The sequence below is a fragment of the Enterococcus innesii genome (assembly GCF_022846515.1).
Taxonomy (GTDB): domain Bacteria; phylum Bacillota; class Bacilli; order Lactobacillales; family Enterococcaceae; genus Enterococcus_D; species Enterococcus_D innesii.
Window position 1 is genome coordinate 512,955 of sequence record NZ_AP025635.1, and the last position, 26,020, is coordinate 538,974.

Here is a 26,020-nt window from a genome sequence, read left to right on the forward strand (position 1 = left end):
TGTTTATTCTGCCAAACTTGCGCCATTGGTGGCGATCACTTCTTTGTACCAGTCGAAGGAATCTTTTTTCAAACGGTCATAACTGCCATTACCTTCATCATCGGCATCCACATAAATGAAGCCATAACGTTTCGTCACTTGTGACGTCCCCGCACTGACCAGATCGATCGGTGCCCATGAAGTATAACCAATCAAATCGACCCCTTCATCGATGGCTTCCTTCATTTGTTTGAAATGTGCCTTGAAATAATCGACCCGATACGGATCATGCACATGCCCATCTTCGAGGATGTCAATGGCCCCCATGCCATTTTCAACGATCATCAATGGCACTTGATACCGATCATACAATGAAAGCAAGGAGATTTTCAAGCCTTTAGGATCGATCTGCCAGCCCCATTCAGTGGATGGCAGCTTGGGATTTTTTACTCCTAAAACTGTATTACCTGGCGTCCGTTCGGCATTTGGATCACCTGATTCAGCCATAGACATATAATAGCTAAAGGAGAGAAAATCAACGGTGTGATCTTTTAAGATTTGGCGGTCTTCTGGTGCCATTTCAATCTTGATGCCGCGCTTTTCCAGATCTTTTTCAATCATTCGCGGATAAGCACCTTTGACTTGAACGTCTGCATAGAAATCATTTTCCAAGTTTTTCTTTAAGGTCAATTCAACATCCAGTGGGTCACAAGTCAATGGATAGGTCATCAACTTCGTGATCATACAGCCGACTTTGTTGTCAGGATTTATCTCATGGGCGATTTTGGTCACTAATGAACTGGCCACAAATTGATGATGAAGGGCTTGATACACATCTTGCTCTTCCTTGCCAGCTTCTGATTGCTCAGGAATGAGGCCTGCTGTCGTAAAGGGATGACGATGGATACTGTCGATTTCGTTAAAGGTCAACCAGTACTCCACGTATTCCCCGAATTCTTCAAAACAGACGGTCGCAAAGCGGACAAAGTCATCGATCACTTTGCGTTCCACCCAGCCATTGTACTTCAAGCTCAGCGCTAGCGGCATCTCATAGTGAGACAACGTTACGATCGGTTTGATCCCCAAGCGCTGCATTTCTTGGAAGACATTGCGGTAAAAAGCGATCCCTTCTGGATTAGGTGTCGTTTCTTCCCCGGTTGGGAACAAGCGGGTCCACGCAATCGACAGGCGCAGTACTTTAAAGCCCATTTCCGCAAACAAAGCCAAATCTTCTGGATAGCGATGATAGAAATCGATCCCTCGGCGCTTTGGATAAATGGTATACGTTTGATCCGCCATTGCTTCTTTGACGGCATCAACAGTCACACTCATGTGTGCTGCATAGTTTTTCACGTCGACATGCGGTTTGTAAGTCGCTACATCTGCCACCGACAAACCTTTGCCGCCAAGATTCCAACCTCCTTCTACTTGATTTGCGGCGATAGCGCCGCCCCATAAGAAGTCCTTTGGAAAAGTTGTTTTAGTCATTTGTTCAATCTCCTTTTTACATTGTTTTTGTTGCATTGCTGATTTGTTTAGACGAGCGGTGCGATCGATAGAACACCTTGGTCGTTGCGCTCATCGCTTGATTCGATCGGTTTGACCGTAAAGTTTTCTTGATTGGTGACCACACAGATCACGATTGGATCAAAACCAGCTGCTTTGATGGCATCTAGATCAAATTGGATCAGGGGTTGCCCTTGTTTCACTTGATCCCCCGCTTTTACATAAGGGGTAAAGTGTTTGCCTTCTAATTGAACGGTATCCAAGCCGATATGAAAGAGCAATTCTGCGCCATTACGGGTTTTTAACCCGATCGCATGGTTAGTTTCAAACAACATCGTGATCTCGCCATCTTCTGGTGCGATCAATTCGCCAGACGTCGGGATGGTCCCGAACCCTTCTCCGATCATACCGCTTGAAAAGACTTCATCGTTGACTTCAGAGAGGGCTACCACTTGACCTTCTACTGGTTTACTCAATACTTCGGCTTTCGGATCGGCAACAGTCGTCTTATTTTCTACTACTTTGTCTTTGAATAAGAAAAGGACAAGGACGAAGGAAACAGCAAAGGATATCCCTAACGTGACCAAAGCCCACACAAGATTCATCGGGTTGGCTTCATCTACGAACATAGTGATACTTGCTAGGCCAGGGCCAACTAATGCGAAGGCCTTGATGGCAAACAACCCAGCCACCGCTCCACCAACTAGGCTGGAAGCCATCACGCCGTAAAGCACTCGTTTATGCAGGATCGTCACCCCATACAAAGCAGGCTCAGTGATGCCAAAAAGGGCGGAGATGCCTGCAGAAACAGCGGTTGAACGAAGTTTTTGGTCTTTGGTCCGAACACTCACCGCAAAACAAGCACCAGCTTCTGCAATGTTATGTGCCAATGAGGCAGGCAAGTATAACAGCTCTGCCCCCATCTCACTCATGGACGAAACAGCATAGGGAATCATGGCTTTGTGCATACCGGTAACCACCATTAATGGTAAAACAGCGGCTAAGATCCCTGTTGCCACCCAACCTAAATGGGCATACAGCCAAATGATCGCTGCTGAGAAAATCGTTCCGACTTCAAAGCCTAATGGGCCTAAAATCAATAAAGCAACTGGAACCGTAATAACTAAGCTCATCATCGGAACAAAGAAGATACGGATCGGTTTTGGTGAGATTCGGGTAAACAGCTTTTCAATTTGAGCGTAAAATAAAACCGTTAAAATTGCTGGAAATACTTGTGACGCATAGGCGATATTTTGTAAACCGAAGCCCATGAACGCTGCGCCATCTGTCAATAGTGTCGTTAGTTCAGGCAAAATCAAGGCACCGACAGCGGAAACCGCCACCAATTGGTTGACCTTTAATTTATTTGCCGTGGTGATCGCCACTAAAATCGGTAAGAAATACAATGGTGCGCCACCGATCAGATTCAAAATTTGATACGTCTGGCTCGTATTGTCCATCAATCCAGTGACAGAAGCAAGTAATAGTAAGGATTTCAAGACGCCCCCACCAGCGACCGCTGGAATCAACGGTTGAAAAATCGAGATAATAAAATCAAGCAGGACCGCCCCCCACGATTGTTTTTGTTTCGCTTCACTTCCTCCATCCGCTGTTAGCTCATGACCTAACACGTTCATCACCTCATCATACACTTCGACGACATCATTGCCGATGATGACTTGGCATTGGACATTTTGTCGCACCCCAATCACGCCATCGACTTTTTCCAAGGCATCTTTTTGTACGAGGCTATTGTCTTTTAAGGTAAAGCGCAAGCGTGTGGAGCAATGTTCCAAATGTGCGATATTTTCTTTTCCGCCAATCAACTCAACGATGGCAGTTGCCGTTTCTTTTACATTCATAATTTTCTTCTCCTTTAATTAGTTTTCCTTTGTTGGCCAAACAAAGAAAAAAGCAGGCAGCACCTACAAAAACATTGAACGGAATCCAACGATCCCTTCCATGTTTTTTATAGGTCCTGCCTGCATTACCAGTCACATGCCTGTTTTATTACTTGCATAATACCATGCTTTTTTTGAAAACGCAACCACCGTTTTAAAAATATTTTGCTAAGCCTTTTGCTGAAACGAGAAGTTTGCTACACTTAATGGATAATCAGTTGTTTCGTCTTCCTTGGCTTGCACCAGAAGCAAGAAGAACATCGCTGGCTAAACGTATCACAAGAAAGGATGAATCGAATGACGCCATTGAATCACTCACTGCATGTTGCCGTCCCCACAGCATTTGATCATGAAGAAAGACTTGACACGAAAAGGACGATTGCCCATATCTTGCAGCTGCAAAAACTAGGGATCAAATCGGTTTTGGTGTGCGGCTCCACCGGTGAACAGCACTCATTGACCTTGACAGAAAAAAGACAGCTTCTACATGCCTTAGCGCAAGAAACCAGCTGGGCAGCCGATTTCGAATTCCTCTTCGGTTTAGCTGGCATCGTATTTCATGAAACGCTCGCGTTGGCAGAAGCAATCAGCAAAAATCCCCGAATCGATGGTGTGGTTTTAGGCTTTCCCCCTTATCTCTGCCTGAGCCAAAAGGAAGCCGTGCTCTATGCTCAGGGATTGATCAATACTTGCGAAAAACCAGTTATTTTATACAACAATCCCCGCCGCACGGGCTTTGATTTATCTGCAGAAAGTCTCTTGACCTTAATCGCTGACCCTCGGGTGATCGGCTTAAAGGAAGCTGGCAGTAAAGAGCGAGTACCTCAACTAAAAACAAAGACGGCTGTCGATTTTCGCTTTTATGCTGGTGGTGAAGCGGACTTGGCGGAAAAGGTCGCACTAGGGTTTAACGGTCTGTCATCAATGGCAGGCAACCTTTGTCCCAAGGAGATCGAGGTGATTTGGCAGGGCTTATTGAAAGGCGATGCAACGATTTCGACGTCGAATGAATGGCAGAAAATGGAACAAGCAGCTGCCGGCGATCCAACAGATACCATCAGCTATCTTCCGTGGCTTAAGCAACAAATCACCATTGATGGACAGCCCTTTGGCTTTTGTCGTCAGCCGCTAGGTCTAGAAACGAGTGATCGGTTTGGCACTGGCTCAATTCCCCCTGATCTAGCATAAGAAAGGCAGGAGAACCAGACAAATGAAGATTGATCCACACCTAAAGCACTATATTGAAAGCTCCATCATCCCGCAATACAACCAATTGGATAGCAGTCACTCCCCAGCGCACGTCCACCAAGTGATCCAAAATAGTTTTGAGATTGCTGAAACATTGCCTGTTGACCTGAATATCGTCTATACGGTAGCTGCCTACCATGATATCGGCTTGCTCTATGGCCGCAAAAACCACGAAAGCAATTCTCGCAAGATCGTTGAACAAGATGCTGTGTTGCCACGCTTTTTCTCTCCTTCAGTCATTTCAATGATCGGTGAAGCTGTAGAAGATCATCGCGCCTCGCTGCCCTATGAGCCTCGCTCGCTTTATGGCAAAATTATTTCCGAAGCCGATCGCGACTTAGATTTTGAGCGAATCCTCAAGCGAACCTTGCTTTTTGCTTATGAGAAAAAGCAGCTCACAGATTTAGAACAATTGCATCATGAAGCGTATCAGTACATTTCAAAGAAATACGGTCCTCAAAGTGAGCTGAAGGTTTGGTTGGATTATAGCAAAAACCAAGACGGTTTGGCGATCATTTATCAAAAATTAGCACAACCTGAAAGCTTCCGTCACTCCTTTGAAAAAATCGTGCCGTTAGTTATCGCTACAAGTGGAGAAACTGACAAGTAACAATTCATTCCAACAACTTTCTTTAAAATAGAAACCCTCTGATTTAGCGTCGCTTCTGTGTGTGCGCTGAATCAGAGGGCTTTTACTGTTATCCTAGTTCTTTTTTCACTATAGTCCCCCCTCTCCTTCACTGCTCCCTCGCGCCTATTGAAATCAGGGAGCAGCAACTGGTTTTCTTCAATCAACAGACGCCCCTTCTACATAACCTCCTTTTTTTAACCGAATTTACTCTTTGTAAGCAAGATAGTTTGCTGAAAATAAAAAAAATGGTATTTTTATTTTATCAAGTGATAAAATAGTAGGAGGAATCGTTATGTTTTTGGCAATCAATGAAATACGCCATTCCAAATTGCGTTACGCCCTAGTCACAGGGGTCATGTTTTTAATCGCCTATTTGGTCTTTTTTTTAACTGGGTTAGCTTACGGGTTGGCTCAAGATAATCGGATGGCGGTCGACAAATGGGAGGCAGATCAAATTTTGTTGACCGAAGAAGCAAATGATAATTTAAACATGTCGATGCTTCCTCGCAGTCTTTATGATGAAGTCGATGCACCAGAAAAAGCAGTTTTGGCGCAAACCGCTGGGGTTGTGACCAAAGAAGACAACGGTGAAAAAGTCGATGTCACCTTTTTCGGCATTGATCCAGATCAATTTTTAGCACCAAATATTACCGATGGCGAGATGTTTGCGTCAGATGATGAAGCGGTCGCCGACAGCAGTATTGAGGAAGAATACGGGATTTCCATTGGTGACACCATCAAATTAGCCGGCAGTGACAAAAAATTAAAAATCGTCGGTTTTACAGATAACGCCCGCTTCAGTGTCGCTCCGGTCCTCTACACGTCGATCGGTGCCTATCAAGAAATTCGTTTTGAAAAAGAAGATGATTCTGAAAATGCCCGTATCAACGCGATCGTAACTCGTGGCAAAATCAAAGAAGTGCCAGATGATCTGGTCGCTACGGATATCAGCAAATTTATTAATGAATTGCCTGGTTACAACGCACAAGTGCTGACCTTTGGCTTTATGATCGGGTTCTTGATCGTGATCGCTGCCATCGTTATCGGAATTTTCATCTATGTGCTAACGATGCAAAAATCAGAAATTTTCGGTGTCATGAAAGCCCAAGGGATCTCTAGCCGCTACATTGCTTTTTCGGTGATCGCCCAAACGTTCTTATTGGCAACCTCGGGTGTTTTGATCGGTGGGTTGGCAACGATCGGTACCGCCCTCGTGTTACCTGCGGCAGTGCCTTTCCAAATCAATCTATTATTCTTTGCTAGTATCAGTGTCATGATGATTCTGATCGCGATGCTAGGTGCTTTCTTCTCGGTGCGAACGATTGTAAAAATCGACCCATTGAAAGCAATCGGATAGGAGGAAAAAACATGAGTGCCATTGAATTCAAACAAGTCAAAAAATCATTTAAAGATGGTGACGCGACGATTGAAGCCTTGAAAGAAACCAACTTCTCGGTAGAAAAAGGCGAATTTGTCGCCATCATCGGTCCTTCCGGCTCTGGGAAAAGTACCTTTCTAACGATCGCCGGTGGTCTGCAAGCCCCCTCTGAAGGCGAAGTGTTTATCAATGACGAACCCTTCAGTAAACAAAAAGAAAAGCAACGGGCAAAAACTCGTTTCAAAAAGATCGGCTTTATTTTACAAGCTTCCAACCTTGTCCCTTTTTTGACGGTCAAAAAGCAACTCCAATTGGTGGATAAGGTCAGCAAAGAACCCCAAGAGCAATCAGCTACTGAATTGTTTGAACAACTAGGGATTGAAAAGCTGCAGAACAAATACCCCGATGAACTATCTGGTGGTGAAAGGCAGCGGGTGGCTATTGCCCGAGCGCTCTATCATGATCCCACCATCATTTTGGCAGATGAGCCAACGGCGAGTCTTGATTCAAAAAAAGCCGTCGAAGTCGTCAAAATCTTAGCGAAAGAAACCAAAGAAAAACAAAAAGCCACCATTATGGTGACCCATGATACCCGTTTAACAGATTATTGTGATCGGGTCCTCGTCATGAAGGATGGCGTTTTAGAAGAAAAAGAACACACGAAAAAAGAAGCCGAATCAAGTGATTCGCAGAAGGAGCAAGCATGAAAAAAATTATTGTTGTCGGTGCGGGCGTGTCAGGATTAGCTGCTGCTGTCCGTTTGCAAAAACTTGGCTATGACGTCACCCTCTACGAAAAAGAAGGGCAACCTGGGGGCAAAATGAATCAGATCAAGGAAAACGGCTTTACCTTTGATGTGGGCCCCACCATCGTGATGATGCCGGAAATTTATCGTGAAGTGTTTGAATTTGCTGGCGTTGATCCGAATGACTATATTCCTATGGAGAAAGTCGATCCGATGCTGCAGCTGTATTTTGCTCAAGACGAACCGCTGACCTTCTCAAATGACTTAGTAGAATTGACCAAAACCCTCGAAGCGATCTCGGAAGAAGATGCTCAAGGCTATTTTGCCTTTTTAGCAGATATCTACAAACGCTATGTGATCGCCAAAGAGTCCTTCATCACCAAATCATTTCGGACATGGCGAGACTTTTACAATCCCAAATCCTTATGGGCAGGGTTAAAGCTGCGGACGTTTAGTGACGCCTACTCTTCTATTTCTAAATTTGTCAAAGATGATCGCCTGCGAAAATCATTGGCGTTTCAAACCTTGTATATCGGTGTCTCCCCTTACCAAGGGCCGTCCCTTTATACCATCATCCCTATGATCGAGTTGATGTATGGGGTCTATTTCATCAAAGGCGGCATGTATACGCTAGCCACTGGGATGGCACGTTTGTTCCAAGAATTAGGCGGTACGATCCATTACAATACCCCGATCGATGAATTATTGATCGAAAACAAGCAAACCAAAGGCGTTCGTGTCAATGGAGAAACGATTACCGCAGATGCCGTGATTTGTGCGGCTGATTTTCCTTATGCCATGGAAAGCTTGATTCCTGATGAATCAAAACGCGGCAAATACACCAATCAAAAAATCGCTTCGATGGATTATTCTTGTTCTTGTTTCTTGCTTTATTTAGGTCTGGACAAAAAATATGAGGATAGCGCACTCCACAGCATTTATTTTGCCAATGATTTCAAACGCAATGTAGACGATCTTTTCGAAGCTGGCAAACTGCCAGAAGATCCTTCCTTCTACTTGTATCGTCCAACCCTGAAAGACTCTTCCTTAGCACCTGATGGTCAAGAAGGTCTTTATGTTTTAGTCCCAGTGCCTGAATTATCTAAATTTGATCAATGGACGGATGAAACGATCCAAAGCTACCGCCAGCAGATCATTGGATTATTAAAAGAAAAAACGATCTTTACGGATATCGATGAACACATCGTGTATGAAAAAATGTATACGCCAGATACGTTCAATGACCGGTTCAATGCCTACAATGGTGCGACATTTGGGTTGAAACCAACCTTGGCGCAAAGCAATTACTATCGTCCCCATAATAAATTTGATTATGCAGAAGGTTTATACTTCTGCGGCAGCAGTACGCATCCGGGAGCGGGTGTGCCAATCGTGATGCAAAGTGCCAAGTTAGCTGTGGAGGAGTTGTTAAAAGATGACCGTTAAATCATTAAGCGTCTTTGATGAATACGACAACGATTTTTTATACTGTGAGGCCATCATAAAAAAGCATTCAAAAAACTTTCATACCGCCTTTTCTCAATTGCCAAAAGACAAAGCACGCGCCGTCTATGCCGTCTACGCCTTTTGCCGACGCGCCGATGATGCCGTCGATGAAAAGCAAGACCCTTTGTTGATCGAAGCCATGAAAAAACGCTTGGAAGAAATGCAAAAACAAGTATCAGACGATGCGATCGACTTGCCGCAAGCCGTCAAAGAAGAAGATCCTGATGAAGCCATTTGGCGGGCATTGACCCTTTCTTTCCAACAGTTTGATCTGCAGTTTCAACCCTTTTTCGATCTATTGGTTGGGCAAAAACAAGACCTTGACTTCCAGCAGCCCACCTCTGAAAAAGAGCTTTCTGACTATAGTTACTACGTAGCTGGCAGTGTGGGTCTGATGCTCTTGCCGATTCTCTCGCAAGCAGCCACTGCGATTCAAGAACCCGCCATCAAATTGGGTGAAGCGATGCAGCGCACCAATATTTTACGTGATATTGGCGAGGATCTGCGGATGGGCCGCATCTATTTGCCGCAAACGGTCTTGGCGCAATTCAACCTTTCGCGAGAAGCATTAGCCTCTGGCAATCAAAACCAGCAGTTTATCGAGATGTGGGAACACGAGGCGCAACTGGCAGAGACGCTTTATCAAGAATCTTTTGTCATGATGCCGCAAATCGATGAAGATTGCCGTGAAGCTCTATTAGCAGCTGCTTTGATCTATCGGGAAATCTTGACTGTGATTCGCAAAAACAACTATCAAGTCTTTGCTGAAAAAACAGCGGTACCGAAACAACGGAAAATCCAACTTTTGTTCACCGCGAAAAAAATGCTTCGTCAGGAACGTTGGGAGGGCTGACTTTGAACTTGCGGGAAAAAATATTACGAGTCGCAGAAAACCTGTTTATGCAGCAGGGGTATCAAGCAACTTCTACTAGACAGATCGCAGAAGCCGTCGGCATCACCCAACCCAATCTTTATTATCACTTCAAAGGCAAAGAAGCCATCTATTATGAAGTGATGGTCTCTTTGGCACAAGAGGTTTCTGGAAAACTAAATCAGACCGTTGAAGATACTTCCTTGACGATCTCTGAAAAAATCTTAAACATGTTTCTTTTTTTAAGAAGTCGGCATCGCATCAATTTTTATATGATGATGCACGACATTCAGCATACCGTTTCTGAGGACACTTCTAAAAAACTGTACTTGCTTTGGCGGAAAAATTACAAAGAACCGTTTCTTGACTTGTTTCGTCGCAGTGATTCCAATCTCCGTTCGGATGTCGACCCAGAATTTGTCACCAGTCAGTTGTTAGTACTAATGGCGGCTCATTTGGACTCACCGGGAAAAGAAGACAAAATGCCAGAAGCGATCGATTTGTTTTTATTCGGTGCATTAGGCAATGGGCCAATGGCGAAATAAGTGGAACGTGGGCTTTTGTCCCGAGAATAATCATTCGACGAATTTCTGACAATCGCGTACACTGATCCAGTAAACAGAAACTTAAAAGGATGGATGTACATGTCAAAAAATCGAATCGAAGCCTTTACGGATGCGGTCACTGCGATCGTAATGACCTTATTAGTACTGGAATTGCACCAGCCCGAAGGCGATACCTTTGCTTCTTTTTTAGGAGTGGAACAGCAATTTATTATTTATTTGATCAGCTTTGTGATGTTAGCGATCTACTGGAACAATCACCATCATCTATTTCAAGTAGTATCTAAAATCGACGGTTGGACCTTGTGGGCGAATCATTTATTGATCCTGGCACTGACCCTCTTTCCTTTCGTGACGTCATGGGTCAGTCGTTATCCAGTCGCTCTTGCCCCTCAGCTGCTATACGGGGCTGTCATATTATTGACGGATTTTAGCTATTTCTTAGTCGGAAAGATGTTGGTTCGTGCCAATCCTGACAATCAAGCCATCGTAGAACTGTTTCGCGGATATAAGAAACTCTATTTTACATTGTTTATCAATGTGCTGGCATTGCTCCTCGGCTGGCTGATCCATCCCCTATTTATCATCACGCTGGATAGTCTCGTGCTATTATTGTGGGTGATCCCTGAGAAAAAAGTAGAAACCTTTTTAAAACAATAAAAACACTTGCGTCCTTCTCATAGAAGCGATGAATGATTGCGCAAAAGCAGCCATCCATCAAGAGAAGGACGCAAGTGTTTTTTCTAGCGAATCAAGTCTTTCCCAGGTGCCTGTAAGACTTGTTCCACTTGTTCTTTGGTGGTTAAGGGAACATCTCCCAGCATCGTATGAGCCAAAACTGCATTCGTGATTGCAAAATCAGCGGTGCGTTGGAGTGACCATTTTTCGGCATAGCCTAATAATACGCCAGCGGCATAGGCATCCCCTGCCCCGATCCGATCCAAGACTTGCAGCAGCTGCGGTGCCGTTTCATAGGCATCCTGTACCGTAATGATCCTTCCGCTGATAAATTGCTTGTCTTCCACGGCTAGACGCCGTGTCCCACAGAACCATTCTAGTTGATACTGGTCAATAAAGGATTGGATCAACGCAAGCTCGGCGCCTTCGGTTTCCTCTAAGGGATAAGCCAATAGCTCCTCCAAGTCACGGACAGAGCCGAAAACTAGGTCACAATAGGGTAGAATCGTTTCATACCGTTGTTTCAGTACCTCCCGATTTAAATCTTCATTCAAGCTTGGACGGAAGTTGAAATCAAAGCAGACGCGAATCTGCTTGGCATGGGCCTGTTTCGCCAAAGCCAATGCAGTTTGCCAGGTTTTCTCAGTCAAACTAAGTGAGATCCCGCAAATATGAATGAGATCGACCGTTTCTAAAAACCCATCGATGGCATATTCTTCTGGACCTGAAACACCAAAGGAACTATGATGGCGATTTTGATACGTCACATAGGTCGGACGAGCGCCGTAGCCGATCTCGGCGAAATAACTGCCGATATGACTATATTTTTTGCCAACAAATGCCGTTTGAATCCCATAGGAACGCAAGCTGGCTTTTGCCGTATCTCCTAATCGGTTGGCTGGCACCTGTGTCAGCATCGACGTCGTCAAGCCGAAATGCGCCAAATTACCTAACAGATTGACCCCTGTTCCCGTAAAATCCATCCGCAAAGAGTGGGTCTGTTCCAATGTTCGATATTCTGGTGGCGTCAACCGCATCATTACCTCACCGTAAGCACCGATCCGCATCATTGATCCCCCCTATTTGGCTGCTGCCAACACCTTTTTCGTCATTTCTGCTAATGTCTGTACATCTTCAGGGCGTGTGTCCCCTGTTTCTCCATCGATGATCGAGCTGTAAATATGGGGAATGATTTTTTTCACGCCTGCATCAACAGCGATCTGCAAGATTTCTTCAAAGTTTTCTAAATCGATACCGCCGGTCGGTTCCAGATAAAAATCATTCGCAGCACAAGCCTCGGCTACCGCTTGATATTCTGCTTTATGAGCCAACCCTTTCATTGGAAAATACTTGATAGAACTAGCGCCCATGTCTTTTAATAAAGCGATCGCTGTTTCGACTGGGACTTCTGCAGCTGGAGTTTGTGAACTCAATGGTCCAGTAGCAATATTGACATAGCCGACTTTTCCCGTTGGTGAAACAAGGGCATTGACGATCGTTTCAGATTGTCCTAGCAAAGCTCGTGAGGTCCCCGCTCCCGTGAACACTTGGTTAACATGCTGTGGCTGTAGAACAGCGGAAATTCGGGAGACCATTTCACTTTGGTTGGGGTCGCCAGCACCAAGCCCTACAGAAAGGGCATTATTTGTTGCCGCTTGATAATTTTTCATGTCAGCGATGGCTGCTTCATCGCTAGCATAGTTTTTTGATAAAACACCTAGGACGATGTTGCCCTCTGCTGCTTCGTAACAAGCTTTCGCATTGTCGATGGAGTTTGCTAACACATTTAGACAGACACGGTCAGCGAAATAATTGGGTGAAGTTTTCATTTTTGGGTTGCTCCTAACATAATTTCTTGTAAGCGATCGGTGATCACTGCCATTTCTTGTTCATTGACTGCTCGGATATCAAATTCAATAATGCCGTTATTGGCTTGGTACTCACGAGTATAAATCGCTGGTTCTCCTGCTTTTAGCGCGTCGATCACTGCTTTGGCACTTGGTTCTTTCACTTTGACACTCGCTCGGTAAATATCTCTGCCAGCGCTGTCTTGAACGATTTTTGCTTCTAAACCAGTGATTTCATTGATTGCCGCAATAAATGGTTGCAGGCGCTCTTGCATCGAAGCGCCAGATTCTGTTCCCTCCGCTAGATAATCCATCACGGCTTGGGTAAATCCGAGAATATTGTCTTTACCGATTTTCATTGCTCGACCAATCCCTTTGGATTGCAGGCGCACCCAAGAGACATAGGGCTGCTTGCCGATCACTAAGCCAGCACTTGGTCCTGACAGTGCTTTCGCACCTGAATAGATCACTAAATCAGCACCGGCTTGGGTATAGGCAATCAAATCTTCCTCAGCAGCCGCATCAACGATCAATGGAAGATCGTGTGCCTTGGCAACTTGGGCCGTTTCTGCTACTGTCAACATACTTTTTTGAACGGTGTGATGACTCTTTATGTAGAGGATCGCCGCCGTTTCGGGCGTGATCATCTGTTCAATGTGCTCGGGTGTACACATATTGGCATAACCTGCTTCCACGACTTTCCCGCCGCCTTGCGCCACCATCACTTCCACTGGTGTGCCATAATCTACGTTGTGGCCTTTGGGCAAAATGATCTCCCGTTTACTGATTTTCTCACTGTAAGGGTGGTACAAATGATAGCTGTCGCCTTGACCGATGAGTGCCGCCACTGATTGGGCGATCCCCGCTGAAGCAGAAGAAACGATCTGTGCATCTTCCGTTTTCAACAATTTTGCCAAATAGGCACCGGTTTTTTCTGCTAGATCTGCCATTTCAAAGAAATGTTCCCCGCCATAGCGCTGGGCTACAAGTACGCTTTCGCTGACTTTCGAGACACCTAGAATCGTCATTTTGCCAGAAGCATTGATGACTTCTTTCAAGCCTAATTCTTCAATATTCAGTGTCAAAAAGTTCCCCTCCTATCACCGCTTTTTGCGGCACGATCTGTTGTGTCGTGATTCGGCGATTGCCGTTAGAATCCGTCAATTCCTTTTCGCCCTCTTCAAAGCGGAAAATCGTAAAATCAGCATCATACCCCAATGCGATCTCGCCTTTGTTCTGTAAATGAAATTGCTTCGCAGGGGCACTGGTCACCTTCTCGATGATCTCACGCCAATCATACCCTACGACCGCTAATTTTTCCATAGTCGTCGTTAAATCAAAGACTGGTCCATTGGTACGATTGCGGATGTAAATATCCGTACTAATGGAAGAAGCCTTCAGCTGATTGGCAAAAGCCGTCTCCGCCACATCAAAATTGAAACTGTCTGTCCCATGACCAATATCAAAGACCAAGCCTTTTTCATAGGCAGCAAAGACGAAAGGCTTTATGGTTTGGTGCGTCTGATCCAAAATCCCATTGGCTTTGCCGTTAAAGCAATGGGTCACCACATCGCCTGCTTCCAATTCAGCGAGAATCTCTGCTAAATTCGGTGGTGCTGACCCAATATGGACCATCAGAGGCAGCGGTTGATTTTCAGCCTGGATCGCTTTGGCTAATTTCAACGGTGTGATGCCATTTTCGCCGATCACCGTTTTGCTCATTCGGGCTTTGATTCCGACGATAAAGTCAGGAAACTTCTGCAGCGCTTCTTTGACCAATTCTTTTTTGACTTTTGACAGATCCGCAAGTTCATCCTGCTCTACGATCCCCCATTTGGAAATATTGACTAAAGCAAAGACATTGGTTTTGGCTTCTTTGGCTAAATCATAAAACCGATGGATATTTTCGGCGCCAGTCGTCCCCGCATCGATAACGGTCGTGACACCTTGTTTGACACCGATCTCGTCTGGATAATCATAATAGAGCGTCATTTCCTCGAAACAATGGACATGGTCATCGATCCAACCGGCTGACAAAAACTCCCCTTCTGCTAAGGTCAGCTCTTGTTTCGCCTGCTCCTGCAACGTAGGTGCCAAAGCAGTGATTTTGCCGTCTTGAATCCCAATATCAAATACTTCTTCATCGATTGTGCGAGCTTGACGAATAATCAAATCAAACATCTCATTACACCTTCCTCTCTGTGAAAGTGAATTTCGACCAAGGATGGATAAACGGCAGCAGAACTAACTCTTGTTCGACGATCGAACCGATTTTATTTTTTCGTGGATCTGAGTGGGGCTCCAGCACTACTTGTAGCTCGTTTTTGTACTTGCCAAAACGATCATTGCCGATCACAACATCCCCTCGTTGAAAGACGCCTTCGTGGTCATGGACAGGATTGTCATGGTTCTTATACTTTTTACGAACTTCTGTGGAACGGATCATCCGGTCCGTGATGTCGCCTCGACGGTAATGCTGCTCGTCCAGAGCGATTTGGCGTTCAACTTCATTGATTTCAGGTACAAATTCAATCGCAAATGCGGTCTGGTAGCGATCAATCGCTCCTAGTGCCGCCAGTTCTGCTTCAGAAGCATAAGCATTGCCGATAATGACATCGTCAATCAAACCTGTGGCAAACAAATGCTTTGCGGCAGTTTCTACAGGCATTCTTCGGTGCATTTCTAAGGTCGGTAAGCCATCATTGATATCCCAAGGTCCGATCGTTCCCGTTTGAGAAGAGATAAATGCGGCGGTTCGAATGCCTTTTTCCTTGAAACGACGACTGCACTTCTCAAAGAAATCATAAGGCAAGGCAGTCCCTTCTTGTGGATAGAAATTGTGGCAGCCGTATAAGTAAGGAATGTTGGCTTGATAAGTCAAAATATTGTCTAAATACGCTACATCATTGCTCATATTCAATTCAACAGCTAAGCCAAAGGGATTGTAGGTCAACATCGCTTCTTTATTGCCGTCAAAACCTAAATCTAAACGAATCCCATCGGCTCCTAGTTCATGGAAAAAGGTCAAGTCATCATAGGAGATGCTTAGTTCAGAAAAGATGGCTGGTGCCACGTCTAAAATCGTTTCATAGCCTAATCCTTTGGCAAAATCAATCAACGCTTTAAATTTTTTCTGCACGTTTTCTTTGCCGTCACTCACTTCCAACATACTTATAAAAATGCGGCTAAAGCCATAATCATGGGCTAATTGCAGATAGGCTTTGTCTGTTTCAAAATCACTGTGATCGGGATACACCGATACTCCTAGTTGTCTTTTCAACTTATCTCATCCTCATTTCTTCATAAAAAACAGTAAAACGTGTCAGTAAAAGCGAACTGCAAACAATCGTCGCCGTCATCGTCAAAAATGGTCCCCACGGAAACTGACGGCTCAGTATGATCGCTGCAGCAACGCCAAGAATCCCGAACAAAAGCATCCGCCAAAACGGCACTTCTTGAATTTTTTTCCCTTGTGCTGATTTTGTTAACCAAATTTGACAACCAAAAAATAAACAAATGGCATAAATCCCCATGTTTGCACCTCACTTTTTTTGTCTTGCTTAAGCGGCAGTTTCTTCTTCTTGTTCGCGGGCAATCTGCTGTTTCTCAAAGACTTTAAAGAATGGGTAATAGATTGCGAGTGTGATAAAGAAGTTGACGATCACTAAAATCGCTGCTGCGATACTCCAGTCCGTACTCATCCAGGCGGCGATTGGTGCTGGAATGGCAAACCCAAGTCTGGCAGCCATCATCGGTACGACGCCCGTAATGGTCGCGAAGTAAGAAATCGTTGTCGTAATCAACGGTGCCACCAAGAAAGGAATGCCTAAGATTGGGTTCATTACGATCGGTGCACCGAAAATCACTGGTTCATTAATATTGAATAGGCCTGGCAAGATGGACAAACGGCCCAATTGTTTCAAGTATTTTGATTTGGAGAAGAAGAACAAAACGACCAACGCTAAGGTCGTACCGGCTCCACCGATCCACACGAACCATTGTAAAAATTGTTCTGTAAAAATATTAGGCAATTCATGCGCATTGCCAGATGCTTGGAAGGCTTCCATATTTTCAGCGATGGAAATATCCCAAAATGGACGAATAACAGGACCCATGATCGCTGGTCCATGAATCCCCAGTACCCAGAAGAAACAGATCAAGAAGACAGTCAATAAACCACCAAACAAGCTGTTACCCGCTAGCACGTCTTTTAACGGCATCAACAAGTTACTTAAAAAGCCATTGATATCAAAACCGAGCATATGACGGATCACCCAGAACAAAATCAAGATCGCTCCACCGGGAATCAATGCCATAAATGAATTTGTCACTTCTGGCGGCACACCATCTGGCATTTTGATAGTAATGTTTTTTACGATAAAGAAACGATAGATTTCAACGGACAAGATCGCCGTAACGATCGCACCAAACAAAGAGCCGGAGCCTAGGTTGGCCACATTGATATAACGCCCGGCATCAATGATGCCTTCCACAGAATCAAAGACTCGCAACGGTGGTGCAGCGGTTACAAGAAAGGACATCGTTGCTAAGATACCCGCAGTCAATGAATCCAGCTTGTAGCTTTTGGCTAGCGATGAAGCAATCCCATACGTTGCATATAATGCCAATAATCCGACTGTATAACGAAAGGGAATATCCAAAACTTCCCGATACGGTTCAATCACTGCAGCGACTGATTCGATGGGAAAATTCAGTAAGATCGTGAAGAACGACCCAACGATCGTTAAAGGTAAAGTAGCGATGATCCCCTTGCGAATCGCTACCATGTGCCGTTGCATCCCCACTTTATTTGCAATCGGCATCAATTTCTGTTCAATAAATTCTACAAACCCTTTCATAATTGCCTCCTTAGTTTATAACATTATAATGTTTATACAAGGATAATAGCACAGAGGATCTGGGTTCGTAAATAGTTTTTTAAACAGTAGATAGAATAATCTTTTCGCAATAACATTTCTTACAGTAACCATCAAGCGTCCTATCGTTGTCCTTTCGGTAGATACTGATACATAAATCGATTTTGGATGACGGTACAATTGATAATAAGTAACACAATGAAAACTGGTGCCAAAGGAGTGCGGATCAACAAGAAAAACAAACTGAGTAAGAAAAGCAAGGAAACAAGTAAAAGTTTCCAAAAAGCCAGCGTGATTCTGGCATTATTTTTTTCTAAAAGAAGATGGGTCAGAAAAATCAAGAGCAAACAACTCACTACTAGAACCATTCTACTCACCTTCTTTAGCTGTTTCTAGCTCTTGCGCCACTTGAAGTTTCTCAAATGCTTTAAAGAATGGATAGTAAATCGCTAACGAAACGAAGAAACAGACGAAGACCATCAAACAAGCAACCCAATTCCAATTTGAGGTAATCAATGCGCCAAGAGGTGCGGGAATCGAAAATGGTGGTTTGACCATCATCTTAGGCATCCAATCTAAAGCGGTAACGATATAGACTAAGATAGTATTAGCGATTGGCACAAGAATAAACGGAATTGCCAACAGTGGATTCATCACAATTGGCGTCCCAAAGATCATCGGTTCATTAATATTAAAAATCCCTGGTAAAATGGAAAGACGACCCAATTGTTTTAAATAGTTTGAACGAGAGAACATAAACAAAACAACCAATGCAAGCGTTGATCCAGTACCACCCATTTGCGCATACCATTGATAAAATTGTTCCGTAAAAAGATTTGGTAGATCAAAGGCAGACATACCGTTTTGGAATAATTCCGCATTTTCTAAAATTGCTTGATCCCAAAATGGACGAATGATGGGTCCTAAAACGGCATGGCCATGAATACCCAATACCCAGAAAACGCAGATAACAAATTGTGTGATGATTCCGCCAACCAAATTATTGCCTGTTAAGAAACCTTTTAAAGGAGAGATGGCGATCGTCAGTAATCCATTTAAATCGAAGCCGAAAAAGTGGCGCGGAATCCAAAAGACTAAGATAACCAGCAAGGTTGGTAGGAGTGCCGCAAAGGATTCCCCTACAACAGGCGGTACGCCTTCTGGCATCTTGATTTCCAAGTTTTTTGCTTTTGTAAAATGATAAATCTCTACTGAAACTAGCGCCGCAATGATCGCACCGAATAATCCTTGTGATCCAAGTGAAGCGATGGGTAAATACCTTCCTGCAAGTACGGCATCTCCTGTCGTGCTGATGCCTTCCGCCAAATTGATCGGAACGACCATTAAAATCGTCGCTAACATGGATAAAAACCCACTTGTTATTCGATCGAGTTTGTAACTAGCACCTAAGTTGGAGCCAATCGTAAATGAGGCATAAAGAGACATTAACCCCACCGTAAATCGAAAAGGAATGTCAAGTGCCGGTAAATAAGGAGCGACCCATTCGGTATAACCAGGAATCGGCAAATTTAAAATAATGGTGAAAAAAGAGCCAACGATCGTGAGCGGCAAAATAGAAATCAACCCATTTCGAATTGCCTGCAAGTGCCGCTGTTGTCCAATAGCATTGGCAATCGGTAATAACTTCATTGCAACCGAGTCTAAAACTTTCATTATAAAACCCTCCTAAAATTCGTTTGAAAAACCATTTTTTTGAATCACTTCTTTAAACCATAGCCCAGACTTTTTCATCGTTTTTTCTCCCGTTTCTAAATCCAGACGATAAAAGCCATAGCGATTTTTGAACGCATTCTGCCAACTCCAACAGTCCACAAATGTCCACATGTGATACCCCAGACAGTTACTCCCCTCCATCATTGCTTGATGAAGCTCAATTAAATGCTCTTTTAAAAAAGCAATCCGGTAGTTGTCCTGCACTTGCCCCCCTTCGATAAATGTTTCTTCTCCCTGAATCCCAATCCCATTTTCTGAAACAAACCAATCAATATTCCCAAATTCTAACTGGATTTTTTTAGCGATATCATACAAGCCATGAGGATAAATCTCAATCCCCCTAGAAGAATTCATCCTTCTGCCGGGCATCTCGTAATCATCGTAAAACCATTCTGGCGAGAAAACTCCCTCGGGATTAGGCAAAGATTCTTTGGCTTTCACTCGCCGTGGACGATAATAATTGATCCCTAGCAGATCAATCGTTGTTTCAGCAATCAATGCAAGATCCTGTTCTTCCACTCGTGGCATTTGGTCATAGCGCGTTAAAATAGCCTTTAACTCCTGAGGATAACGACCTTTTAATATCGCTTCATTAAGGGAGCGAGTATAGAAGAGGTCTGCCATTTCCGCTGCCTTTAAGTCGGCAGGATGCTGGCTTCTTGGGTAAACTGGGATCACATCCATGATGATACCGATTTTTCCTTGATAAGGTCCTTGTCGAAAGACCTTAACTGCCTCACAGTGAGCAAGGATGATATGGTGAAGTACTTGTGCCGCCCGTTTAAAATCAACTACATAAGGATAGTGCCGGTCATGCAAATAGCCGGCTTCTGCTGGAATCATCGGCTCATTAAAGGTAAACCAGTACGCAACTTTCTCATGAAATAGATCAAAACAAATTTTTGCATACGCCCGATACGCTTCGATGACCTCACGATTTTCAAATCCGCCGATTTCTTGCAATTTCATTGGCATGTCAAAGTGATAAAGATTGATAAACGGTTTGATGCCTCTTTGATTTAACCCATCAAGCATTCTGGTATAAAAGTCAACAGCTTCTGGATTAACTTCCCCTGTACCTTCGGGAATAAGACGTGACCAAGAGATCGAAGTCCGAAAAGAATTAAAAGAAAGTGCCGCCATTCGATCCAAATCCGCTTCCATTTCCTGATAAAACCTTGATGTATGTTCTGTTGTAACTCCTTCAAAAAACCGATGGTTATAGTTTTTTGATGCATAATCCCAAATGTTTTCTCCTTTATTGTCTCCAGCTATCGTTCCTTCTGATTGTGTCGCACTCGTTGCTGCACCCCAGAAAAAGTCCTTCGAAAAATTATACTCCATGTCGCCCTCCTACAATTCCTTTTTTACTAAGCGAAGCATCCGCTTACATTGTTGAACAACGAAAGTATAGCATGAAGTAAAATCAATATAATGTTATAATCCTAAATAGAGAACGTTTTCATACCTTGTCATTTGTTCCACAAAAAAAACACTTTGTTACAGAGGTGCATCATGCTTTTTCTTGACTACAATCCTGAACTTACTGCACTAGAATACGAGGTTTACCGATTTGTATCAAAAAACTTGGCTTCAGTATCTAAAATGAAGATGAAAGAACTTGCCAAAGAGACCCATACCAGTACTGCTAGTATTAGCCGTTTTTGCAAGAAATTTGAATGTGATACGTTTACCGAATTTAAGATCAATTTGCGCTTTTACTTAGATTCTCTCGTAAAATCTAAAATATCCGATAGTGATGAGTCCCAAACAATTGATTTTTTGAAGCGAGTAAACCAGCCCTTTTTATCTGAAAGAATCGATCGAGCAACAGAGATTCTTAAGAACAAAAGCTTCGTGCTATTTATTGGATCAGGCTTATCTGAAACGATTGCGGAATATGGCGCACTCTATTTTACTGACTTGGGAAAAACGGCATTAAAAGTTGACGATCCCTCAAATTATCCTATCGACTGGTTTCCAGAAGACATATTGTGCAAAACCGGTATCATTGTTTTGTCGATTTCTGGGGAAACACAAGAAATGATTCGATACTTACAAAAGTTAAATCAAAAAGATTGTCAGATTATTGCCATCACGAATACCGAAGATTCAACCATCAGTCAGTTATCCGACTTAACGGTGCCTTATTACATCGAAAGAGAGACTATTTTTAAAGCCAGTCAGAAAAAAGAGAAAACCATTGAACTGACTTCTCAACTACCAGCAATCTATTTAATTGAAAAAATTGCCAAAAGAATACGCCTATCAGAAGAACTTCTCTGATAGGCGTAGGTAGTTTCATTTTATTCAGCGATCTTCACAATCTGTAACTAAATCAAATAGAAGTTCCACCAAATAAATGGCTGGAATTTGTGAGGACAATGAATCAGCTTCTTGATTATCGGAATAATAATAAGCAAAATTTTGCTCAGAAAGTTTGGCAATTGATGTTGTTGAGCGATTTGTTAGTGAAATGGTTGAAATTCCAGCGGTGGTACATTCAGTAATCAAGGATTCAAGAAATGGATCGGCACCTTTATTAGAAAAAACCAGCAACGTGGCTTCGCTACTTAAGGTTTGCCAAACAGATTTAATCAATGTTGCTTCTTCCTCTACGCTCACGATTTTATCTAAGCGTGCAAACTTTTGTTGGGCATAGGTCAATGCAAGTGTCGATTCCCTGTCACTGGCTAAAATCAAAAGTTTTGCTTTGCTTATTCGTTTGGCGATCGTAAATAATGTTTCTCGATAGAAGGATTCATCCATACGTTCAAAAAAATAGTGCAGGGCTTTTTTATCTTTTTTGAATAATCGATCAGTCTTTCCTTGTTTCTGTAATGTCTTTTTCAATTTGATTTTAAATTCTGAAAAACCTTCGCAATCAAATTTTCGACAAAACCGCAGAACAGTCGTTGAGCTAGTTTCTGTTGCATCCGCCAACTCACGAATAGACATCGAACAGACCTCTGCTTGCTGATTTAATACGTATTGAAATAGTTGCCATTCTTTGTTACTAAACGACTTATTCTTGGCAGTAAGTTCCATCAGTATTCTCCTTGTTGCGCACCTTCGCCTTCAGCAATCTCCTTCTCATAAATAAAATCATCCATCACAAATCCCGAACCAATTGCAACGCTACGTTCAGAAACGCGTTGAAAGCCGCGATGCTCATAAACAGCGATTGCTTGCTGGTTTTGTTTGTTGACGTTTAAATGCAGCGTTTTGCCCGAGGCGATCTCCTCATACCAATCAAAGACTTGGCTGGCATAGCCTTTGCCTCTAGTGGATTGGTGGAGATACAATTTACTTAAATAAAGCTGCTGCGGCGTTTCTTCATACGCTGTATACCCCACTGCTTGGTCACCTTCCATTAGTAAAAGATAAACTGCTCCTTGCTGGACTTCCTTTTGAATCGCTGCTGGTGATTGGTAATGAGCTAGCATATACGCGACTTGATCGGAACCAATGATTGGTGTAAACACTTCTGGCCAGATTTCTTTGATCAAACGATCCAACGTTTGGAAGTCTTCTGGTGATTGAATGATTTTTTGTGTGATTGCCATAAGAACCCCTTCTTTCTCCTGCACGAAACAAAAACTCGTTTATAAATATCTCTATTATAAGGGAAGAAGCAAAAAAAGAAAGGGCACGTTGAATAAAGACCCCTAAAAGTCTCAAAAGATGGTAAACTAGAAGTGAAAAAATGGCTACGAAAAGGAGGTAGCAACACGATGCAACTCTTACAACTACTTTTACTGGCAATCATTTTTGTTTCTTTCTTCATGGCGCTGATTGGCTGGGTTTTATCGATGACCAATGGCTTAATCTTCTCTCGTTCTCCTCAGCAATTTAAAGCGCACGCTCATGATCCTAACTATGAAAAAGAGCGACAAGCAGGCAAGCGTTTGAAAGAGATTATATTCCGACGTATTGTTCCTTTAGGAATAGCTTCTTTGATCGTCTATGGGTTATTCGCATTATTAAACGTCCTTTAAAAGTTTTTTAAAAGACTCAAACAAATTTAAAAATAACCGGCATCTTTTCCTGTTGATCAACACTCCTTTCGCTTTTGCTGAGAGGAACATCAATGCGTAAGATGCCGGTTTGTTTTTTTATTTGCTTACTGCTGCTTTAGAGGCTTGAACTTTTTTCAGTAAAGCAAAGAGGACTTGGCTATCATCGATAGCCGCAATATATTGTTGGCAAAGTGCCATCATTGCTGTTTCATCCATTTTATCTAAAGAAATAACTAAATCATTTTCTACTACCTGTTTATTATTCATAAGGCTCCCTACTTTCTTCCTTTGTTACCTCTAGTTTGCCATGAATCAGCAGGTTCCGTAAGAACTTTTCAGTTTACAAATAGGAAACGGGTGGTTTACATCCTTGTCCTATCAAGGTTTTGCCATAAAATTTATTCGGTAGCAGGCTCAATGTGGATGTCAGTATCAAACACCTGAAAACGATCAGCTAAGAGATCTTCAATAGCATCTGCCACATTATGACTCTTTTCAACCGTCAAAGATTTGTCCATCGTCACGACGACATCGAGAAAAACATTGGCGCCATACATTCTTCCTCGAATCGATTTGACAGATTTCACTTCAGAAAAACCAGCGATTGCCGCTTCATACTCCACGACTAACGATTCATCAAACCCATCAGAAAGTGAAAAGGCACTCTCACGAAAAATATCGACGGCGGTTTTGATAATCAAAAGAGCTACCACGATCGCAGTCAAACTGTCTAACCAACCGATACCAAATGAGGCGGCAAAAATAGCGATCGCCGTTCCAATACTCGTCCAGGCATCACTCCGATTGTCTTTAGCAGCTGCTAGCAAAGCGGAGCTTTTTACACGAGCAGATAATCGCTTATTGTAGTAATACATGCCATACATCAAAATAGCTGAAATGATACCGACGACTGCCGCGATCATATCGGGACTTTGCGTTTCACCGAGTAGAATTGTTTGAATGGAGGACCATAAAACCTGCAGACCAACCGCCAGCATAATCAAGGATGTTACGAGACTCGCCACATTTTCTGCTTTCCAGTGTCCATATTTATGGTCTTCGTCTGCTGGTTTTTGTGCCAAACGTAAACCGATCAAGACAGCAATAGATGCCACGATATCCGTCGCATTGTTTAATCCATCTGCCCATAATCCTTCAGAATTTGCCAAACGACCGATGGCAAGTTTGGCGATGGAAACAAAAATATAGGCAACGATACTTAAGATAGCGCCTCTTTCTGCTTGCTTTAATTCTGCATATCTTGTTTGATTCATGTCATCCCCTCCAATTAGTCAACTTGAAAATAATAGCTGAAATTTTCATCCATTGCATCATTTATTTGAGAGATTTTATTTTTTAGGAGCGGCAAACATTCACTTCTAGTGAAACGAATTTCTGTTCTGAGGACACCAAAAAAGCAGGACTCATACGGGACTCCTGCTTTTTCTACTTTTTCATTCACAAAGAAGCATGGCTACTCATTCACCAACAACTGACGATTTCTTTCACTGAATTTCTCATTGTGGGAAGAAACCATCGCCTGTGGGACACTGGTCGGCTCTAAATAATGTTTGATCTGATTGACTGCTTGCGCAGCATCTTGAAAGGCTCCCGCCAAAAGATTCACTTTGCCTTTGAAATAATGGATGTCACCAGCTGCAAACACACCGGGATGACTGGTTTTTGTTGGAATCTCACAGTTCAAATAAAAGTCTTCATGACGTGCAAGATCAAAGGAAACTTTATCTAACAAGCCACTGTCACGGTCATAACCGTGTTGGATCAGTAGATGATCGCATAAAAAATCGATCGTCTCATGGTTGGCACTGTTTTTTAGTCGTAGAACCATATTAAATGTTTCTGCTTGATTCACCCCATCGATGGTGTGATTCATCAGCACTTGAATCCCTTCTGCTTTCATCTTCTTTACTTGTGCTTCATGGGCTTTCAGTTTTTCCCCTCGATAGCACAACGTGACTTTGGCACCATAAGACACTGCTTCGATCGCATAATCCACCGCCGCATCGCCGCCGCCAGAGATCACTAGATGTTTGCCTTGGATCGCTTGCTGGTCAGGAAACTGATAGTGGATATAGTTGTCGACATTATTATGGATGAAACATGGCAATTTTTGCGGAGAGACGACACCGCCGCCAATACAAACTAAAATGGTGCGTCCAACATGAGTCCTCCCTTGGTCATCCACTGCATAAAAAAGGTTGTCTTCCTTGGTCAATTCGATGATTTTCGTTTTCAGATAGATCGTTGGATCAAACAACTTAGCCTGTTCAATCAAGTGTTCTTTGACTTTCTTCCCCTTGGTTGGCGGCAATGCACCCACATCCCAGACCATTTTTTCAGGATAAAAATTGATCTTCCCGCCTAATTCGGCTTGTGCTTCAAACAATACGACCGATAGATCACGTAATCCGGCATAAAAACTTGCATAGAGCCCCGTAGGCCCTCCTCCGATAATCAAAACATCTGCTATAGTGGTCATTGGCTAGCCTCTCTTTCGTAAATGAAAATCATTCTCA

27 protein-coding genes are annotated in these 26,020 nt (G+C 43.3%); 10 read left to right on the top strand and 17 right to left on the bottom strand.

The genetic code is table 11. The features are described 5' to 3' along the window. Positions 1 to 3: 3 nt before the first annotated feature. Both ENLAB_RS02475 and ENLAB_RS02480 read right to left on the bottom strand, forming a co-directional pair. Entirely contained in the window at positions 4 to 1,467 is a 1,464-nt protein-coding gene (locus ENLAB_RS02475; RefSeq protein ID WP_244352439.1) for a glycoside hydrolase family 1 protein, read from the bottom strand. Between the two features lie 47 nt (positions 1,468 to 1,514). Beyond that, on the bottom strand, positions 1,515 to 3,347 hold the full coding sequence (locus ENLAB_RS02480) for a beta-glucoside-specific PTS transporter subunit IIABC (protein WP_244352440.1): 1,833 nt from the start codon (positions 3,345 to 3,347) through the stop codon (positions 1,515 to 1,517). A 336-nt stretch (positions 3,348 to 3,683) separates the two neighbouring features. Here ENLAB_RS02480 and ENLAB_RS02485 point away from each other — a divergent pair, with 336 nt between their 5' ends. From ENLAB_RS02485 to ENLAB_RS02520, 8 genes are all read left to right on the top strand, one after another. After that, the gene (locus ENLAB_RS02485) at positions 3,684 to 4,574 is read left to right on the top strand and encodes a dihydrodipicolinate synthase family protein (protein WP_195264975.1); all 891 of its coding nucleotides are present in this window, start codon (positions 3,684 to 3,686) and stop codon (positions 4,572 to 4,574) included. Between the two features lie 22 nt (positions 4,575 to 4,596). Next, on the top strand, positions 4,597 to 5,244 hold the full coding sequence (locus tag ENLAB_RS02490; RefSeq protein WP_077454464.1) for an HD domain-containing protein: 648 nt from the start codon (positions 4,597 to 4,599) through the stop codon (positions 5,242 to 5,244). Positions 5,245 to 5,557: 313 nt separating this feature from the next. Further along, positions 5,558 to 6,622 (top strand): ABC transporter permease, encoded by a 1,065-nt coding sequence (locus ENLAB_RS02495; RefSeq protein WP_005235249.1) that lies wholly within the window; start codon positions 5,558 to 5,560, stop codon positions 6,620 to 6,622. An 11-nt stretch (positions 6,623 to 6,633) separates the two neighbouring features. Further along, positions 6,634 to 7,350, top strand: a complete 717-nt coding sequence (locus tag ENLAB_RS02500) for an ABC transporter ATP-binding protein (protein WP_005235241.1) — start codon at positions 6,634 to 6,636, stop codon at positions 7,348 to 7,350. Next, a complete protein-coding gene (locus ENLAB_RS02505; protein WP_200124805.1) occupies positions 7,347 to 8,834 on the top strand; it encodes a phytoene desaturase family protein in 1,488 nt (495 codons plus the stop codon). Before ENLAB_RS02500 ends, ENLAB_RS02505 begins: the two co-directional genes overlap by 4 nt. Further along, a complete protein-coding gene (locus ENLAB_RS02510) occupies positions 8,824 to 9,747 on the top strand; it encodes a phytoene/squalene synthase family protein (RefSeq protein ID WP_200124807.1) in 924 nt (307 codons plus the stop codon). Before ENLAB_RS02505 ends, ENLAB_RS02510 begins: the two co-directional genes overlap by 11 nt. Positions 9,748 to 9,749: 2 nt before the next feature. Beyond that, the gene (locus ENLAB_RS02515) at positions 9,750 to 10,310 is read left to right on the top strand and encodes a TetR/AcrR family transcriptional regulator (protein ID WP_081118019.1); all 561 of its coding nucleotides are present in this window, start codon (positions 9,750 to 9,752) and stop codon (positions 10,308 to 10,310) included. 99 nt (positions 10,311 to 10,409) lie between these two features. Next, positions 10,410 to 10,988, top strand: a complete 579-nt coding sequence (locus ENLAB_RS02520; protein ID WP_244352441.1) for a TMEM175 family protein — start codon at positions 10,410 to 10,412, stop codon at positions 10,986 to 10,988. Positions 10,989 to 11,071: 83 nt separating this feature from the next. Here the strand turns inward: ENLAB_RS02520 and ENLAB_RS02525 are convergent, their stop codons facing one another. The 10 genes from ENLAB_RS02525 to ENLAB_RS02570 all read right to left on the bottom strand — a co-directional run bounded on the left by ENLAB_RS02525 (position 11,072) and on the right by ENLAB_RS02570 (position 20,808). After that, complete coding sequence (locus tag ENLAB_RS02525; RefSeq protein ID WP_140964961.1) at positions 11,072 to 12,076, bottom strand: sugar kinase; 1,005 nt, start codon at positions 12,074 to 12,076, stop codon at positions 11,072 to 11,074. A 9-nt stretch (positions 12,077 to 12,085) separates the two neighbouring features. Next, entirely contained in the window at positions 12,086 to 12,835 is a 750-nt protein-coding gene (gene dagF / locus ENLAB_RS02530; RefSeq protein ID WP_077454471.1) for a 2-dehydro-3-deoxy-phosphogluconate aldolase, read from the bottom strand. Then, positions 12,832 to 13,938: a DgaE family pyridoxal phosphate-dependent ammonia lyase gene (locus ENLAB_RS02535; protein ID WP_244352443.1), complete on the bottom strand. Its 1,107-nt coding sequence runs from the start codon at positions 13,936 to 13,938 to the stop codon at positions 12,832 to 12,834. Before ENLAB_RS02535 ends, dagF begins: the two co-directional genes overlap by 4 nt. Beyond that, on the bottom strand, positions 13,922 to 15,034 hold the full coding sequence (locus tag ENLAB_RS02540; protein ID WP_244352445.1) for an amidohydrolase/deacetylase family metallohydrolase: 1,113 nt from the start codon (positions 15,032 to 15,034) through the stop codon (positions 13,922 to 13,924). Before ENLAB_RS02540 ends, ENLAB_RS02535 begins: the two co-directional genes overlap by 17 nt. 4 nt (positions 15,035 to 15,038) lie before the next feature. Further along, positions 15,039 to 16,133: a DUF871 domain-containing protein gene (locus ENLAB_RS02545; protein WP_244352447.1), complete on the bottom strand. Its 1,095-nt coding sequence runs from the start codon at positions 16,131 to 16,133 to the stop codon at positions 15,039 to 15,041. 1 nt (position 16,134) lies between these two features. After that, on the bottom strand, positions 16,135 to 16,386 hold the full coding sequence (locus tag ENLAB_RS02550) for a hypothetical protein (RefSeq protein WP_244352449.1): 252 nt from the start codon (positions 16,384 to 16,386) through the stop codon (positions 16,135 to 16,137). A 27-nt stretch (positions 16,387 to 16,413) separates the two neighbouring features. Beyond that, the gene (locus ENLAB_RS02555; protein ID WP_005225702.1) at positions 16,414 to 17,712 is read right to left on the bottom strand and encodes a PTS sugar transporter subunit IIC; all 1,299 of its coding nucleotides are present in this window, start codon (positions 17,710 to 17,712) and stop codon (positions 16,414 to 16,416) included. Positions 17,713 to 17,852: 140 nt separating this feature from the next. Continuing rightward, positions 17,853 to 18,098, bottom strand: coding sequence for a hypothetical protein (locus ENLAB_RS02560; protein WP_140964966.1), 246 nt, complete (start codon positions 18,096 to 18,098; stop codon positions 17,853 to 17,855). A 1-nt stretch (position 18,099) separates the two neighbouring features. After that, positions 18,100 to 19,404, bottom strand: coding sequence for a PTS sugar transporter subunit IIC (locus ENLAB_RS02565; RefSeq protein ID WP_015509459.1), 1,305 nt, complete (start codon positions 19,402 to 19,404; stop codon positions 18,100 to 18,102). Between the two features lie 12 nt (positions 19,405 to 19,416). Continuing rightward, positions 19,417 to 20,808: a glycoside hydrolase family 1 protein gene (locus ENLAB_RS02570; protein WP_140964967.1), complete on the bottom strand. Its 1,392-nt coding sequence runs from the start codon at positions 20,806 to 20,808 to the stop codon at positions 19,417 to 19,419. 171 nt (positions 20,809 to 20,979) lie between these two features. On the opposite strand from ENLAB_RS02570, the gene ENLAB_RS02575 reads away from it, so the two are divergent. Then, entirely contained in the window at positions 20,980 to 21,750 is a 771-nt protein-coding gene (locus tag ENLAB_RS02575; protein WP_015509458.1) for a MurR/RpiR family transcriptional regulator, read from the top strand. Positions 21,751 to 21,774: 24 nt separating this feature from the next. Here ENLAB_RS02575 and ENLAB_RS02580 read toward each other — a convergent pair whose 3' ends face one another. Together ENLAB_RS02580 and ENLAB_RS02585 are read right to left on the bottom strand one after the other, a co-directional pair. After that, complete coding sequence (locus ENLAB_RS02580) at positions 21,775 to 22,512, bottom strand: MurR/RpiR family transcriptional regulator (RefSeq protein ID WP_140964969.1); 738 nt, start codon at positions 22,510 to 22,512, stop codon at positions 21,775 to 21,777. Next, positions 22,512 to 23,030, bottom strand: coding sequence for a GNAT family N-acetyltransferase (locus tag ENLAB_RS02585; protein WP_140964970.1), 519 nt, complete (start codon positions 23,028 to 23,030; stop codon positions 22,512 to 22,514). Before ENLAB_RS02585 ends, ENLAB_RS02580 begins: the two co-directional genes overlap by 1 nt. Positions 23,031 to 23,198: 168 nt before the next feature. Here ENLAB_RS02585 and ENLAB_RS02590 point away from each other — a divergent pair, with 168 nt between their 5' ends. Continuing rightward, positions 23,199 to 23,462: a hypothetical protein gene (locus tag ENLAB_RS02590; protein WP_086292126.1), complete on the top strand. Its 264-nt coding sequence runs from the start codon at positions 23,199 to 23,201 to the stop codon at positions 23,460 to 23,462. Positions 23,463 to 23,579: 117 nt separating this feature from the next. Here ENLAB_RS02590 and ENLAB_RS02595 read toward each other — a convergent pair whose 3' ends face one another. From ENLAB_RS02595 to ENLAB_RS02605, 3 genes are all read right to left on the bottom strand, one after another. Further along, the gene (locus ENLAB_RS02595; RefSeq protein ID WP_189372199.1) at positions 23,580 to 23,750 is read right to left on the bottom strand and encodes a hypothetical protein; all 171 of its coding nucleotides are present in this window, start codon (positions 23,748 to 23,750) and stop codon (positions 23,580 to 23,582) included. 131 nt (positions 23,751 to 23,881) lie between these two features. After that, positions 23,882 to 24,757 (bottom strand): cation diffusion facilitator family transporter, encoded by an 876-nt coding sequence (locus ENLAB_RS02600; RefSeq protein ID WP_077454478.1) that lies wholly within the window; start codon positions 24,755 to 24,757, stop codon positions 23,882 to 23,884. Positions 24,758 to 24,957: 200 nt separating this feature from the next. Next, positions 24,958 to 25,983, bottom strand: a complete 1,026-nt coding sequence (locus ENLAB_RS02605; protein ID WP_077454479.1) for an NAD(P)/FAD-dependent oxidoreductase — start codon at positions 25,981 to 25,983, stop codon at positions 24,958 to 24,960. Between the last annotated feature and the right edge of the window lie 37 nt (positions 25,984 to 26,020).

Bases quoted from the DNA above. Each gene is read 5' to 3' on its own strand.
- ENLAB_RS02570 (WP_140964967.1), bottom strand. From the start codon at position 20,808: ATGGAGTATAATTTTTCGAAGGACTTTTTCTGGGGTGCAGCAACGAGT.
- ENLAB_RS02480 (WP_244352440.1), bottom strand. From the start codon at position 3,347: ATGAATGTAAAAGAAACGGCAACTGCCATCGTTGAGTTGATTGGCGGA.
- ENLAB_RS02495 (WP_005235249.1), top strand. From the start codon at position 5,558: ATGTTTTTGGCAATCAATGAAATACGCCATTCCAAATTGCGTTACGCC.
- ENLAB_RS02605 (WP_077454479.1), bottom strand. From the start codon at position 25,983: ATGACCACTATAGCAGATGTTTTGATTATCGGAGGAGGGCCTACGGGG.
- ENLAB_RS02525 (WP_140964961.1), bottom strand. From the start codon at position 12,076: ATGATGCGGATCGGTGCTTACGGTGAGGTAATGATGCGGTTGACGCCA.
- ENLAB_RS02500 (WP_005235241.1), top strand. From the start codon at position 6,634: ATGAGTGCCATTGAATTCAAACAAGTCAAAAAATCATTTAAAGATGGT.
- ENLAB_RS02520 (WP_244352441.1), top strand. From the start codon at position 10,410: ATGTCAAAAAATCGAATCGAAGCCTTTACGGATGCGGTCACTGCGATC.
- ENLAB_RS02510 (WP_200124807.1), top strand. From the start codon at position 8,824: ATGACCGTTAAATCATTAAGCGTCTTTGATGAATACGACAACGATTTT.
- ENLAB_RS02540 (WP_244352445.1), bottom strand. From the start codon at position 15,034: ATGTTTGATTTGATTATTCGTCAAGCTCGCACAATCGATGAAGAAGTA.
- ENLAB_RS02565 (WP_015509459.1), bottom strand. From the start codon at position 19,404: ATGAAAGTTTTAGACTCGGTTGCAATGAAGTTATTACCGATTGCCAAT.
- dagF (WP_077454471.1), bottom strand. From the start codon at position 12,835: ATGAAAACTTCACCCAATTATTTCGCTGACCGTGTCTGTCTAAATGTG.
- ENLAB_RS02490 (WP_077454464.1), top strand. From the start codon at position 4,597: ATGAAGATTGATCCACACCTAAAGCACTATATTGAAAGCTCCATCATC.
- ENLAB_RS02590 (WP_086292126.1), top strand. From the start codon at position 23,199: ATGCAACTCTTACAACTACTTTTACTGGCAATCATTTTTGTTTCTTTC.
- ENLAB_RS02560 (WP_140964966.1), bottom strand. From the start codon at position 18,098: ATGGTTCTAGTAGTGAGTTGTTTGCTCTTGATTTTTCTGACCCATCTT.
- ENLAB_RS02555 (WP_005225702.1), bottom strand. From the start codon at position 17,712: ATGAAAGGGTTTGTAGAATTTATTGAACAGAAATTGATGCCGATTGCA.
- ENLAB_RS02575 (WP_015509458.1), top strand. From the start codon at position 20,980: ATGCTTTTTCTTGACTACAATCCTGAACTTACTGCACTAGAATACGAG.
- ENLAB_RS02580 (WP_140964969.1), bottom strand. From the start codon at position 22,512: ATGGAACTTACTGCCAAGAATAAGTCGTTTAGTAACAAAGAATGGCAA.
- ENLAB_RS02550 (WP_244352449.1), bottom strand. From the start codon at position 16,386: ATGGGGATTTATGCCATTTGTTTATTTTTTGGTTGTCAAATTTGGTTA.
- ENLAB_RS02585 (WP_140964970.1), bottom strand. From the start codon at position 23,030: ATGGCAATCACACAAAAAATCATTCAATCACCAGAAGACTTCCAAACG.
- ENLAB_RS02485 (WP_195264975.1), top strand. From the start codon at position 3,684: ATGACGCCATTGAATCACTCACTGCATGTTGCCGTCCCCACAGCATTT.
- ENLAB_RS02595 (WP_189372199.1), bottom strand. From the start codon at position 23,750: ATGAATAATAAACAGGTAGTAGAAAATGATTTAGTTATTTCTTTAGAT.
- ENLAB_RS02600 (WP_077454478.1), bottom strand. From the start codon at position 24,757: ATGAATCAAACAAGATATGCAGAATTAAAGCAAGCAGAAAGAGGCGCT.
- ENLAB_RS02505 (WP_200124805.1), top strand. From the start codon at position 7,347: ATGAAAAAAATTATTGTTGTCGGTGCGGGCGTGTCAGGATTAGCTGCT.
- ENLAB_RS02475 (WP_244352439.1), bottom strand. From the start codon at position 1,467: ATGACTAAAACAACTTTTCCAAAGGACTTCTTATGGGGCGGCGCTATC.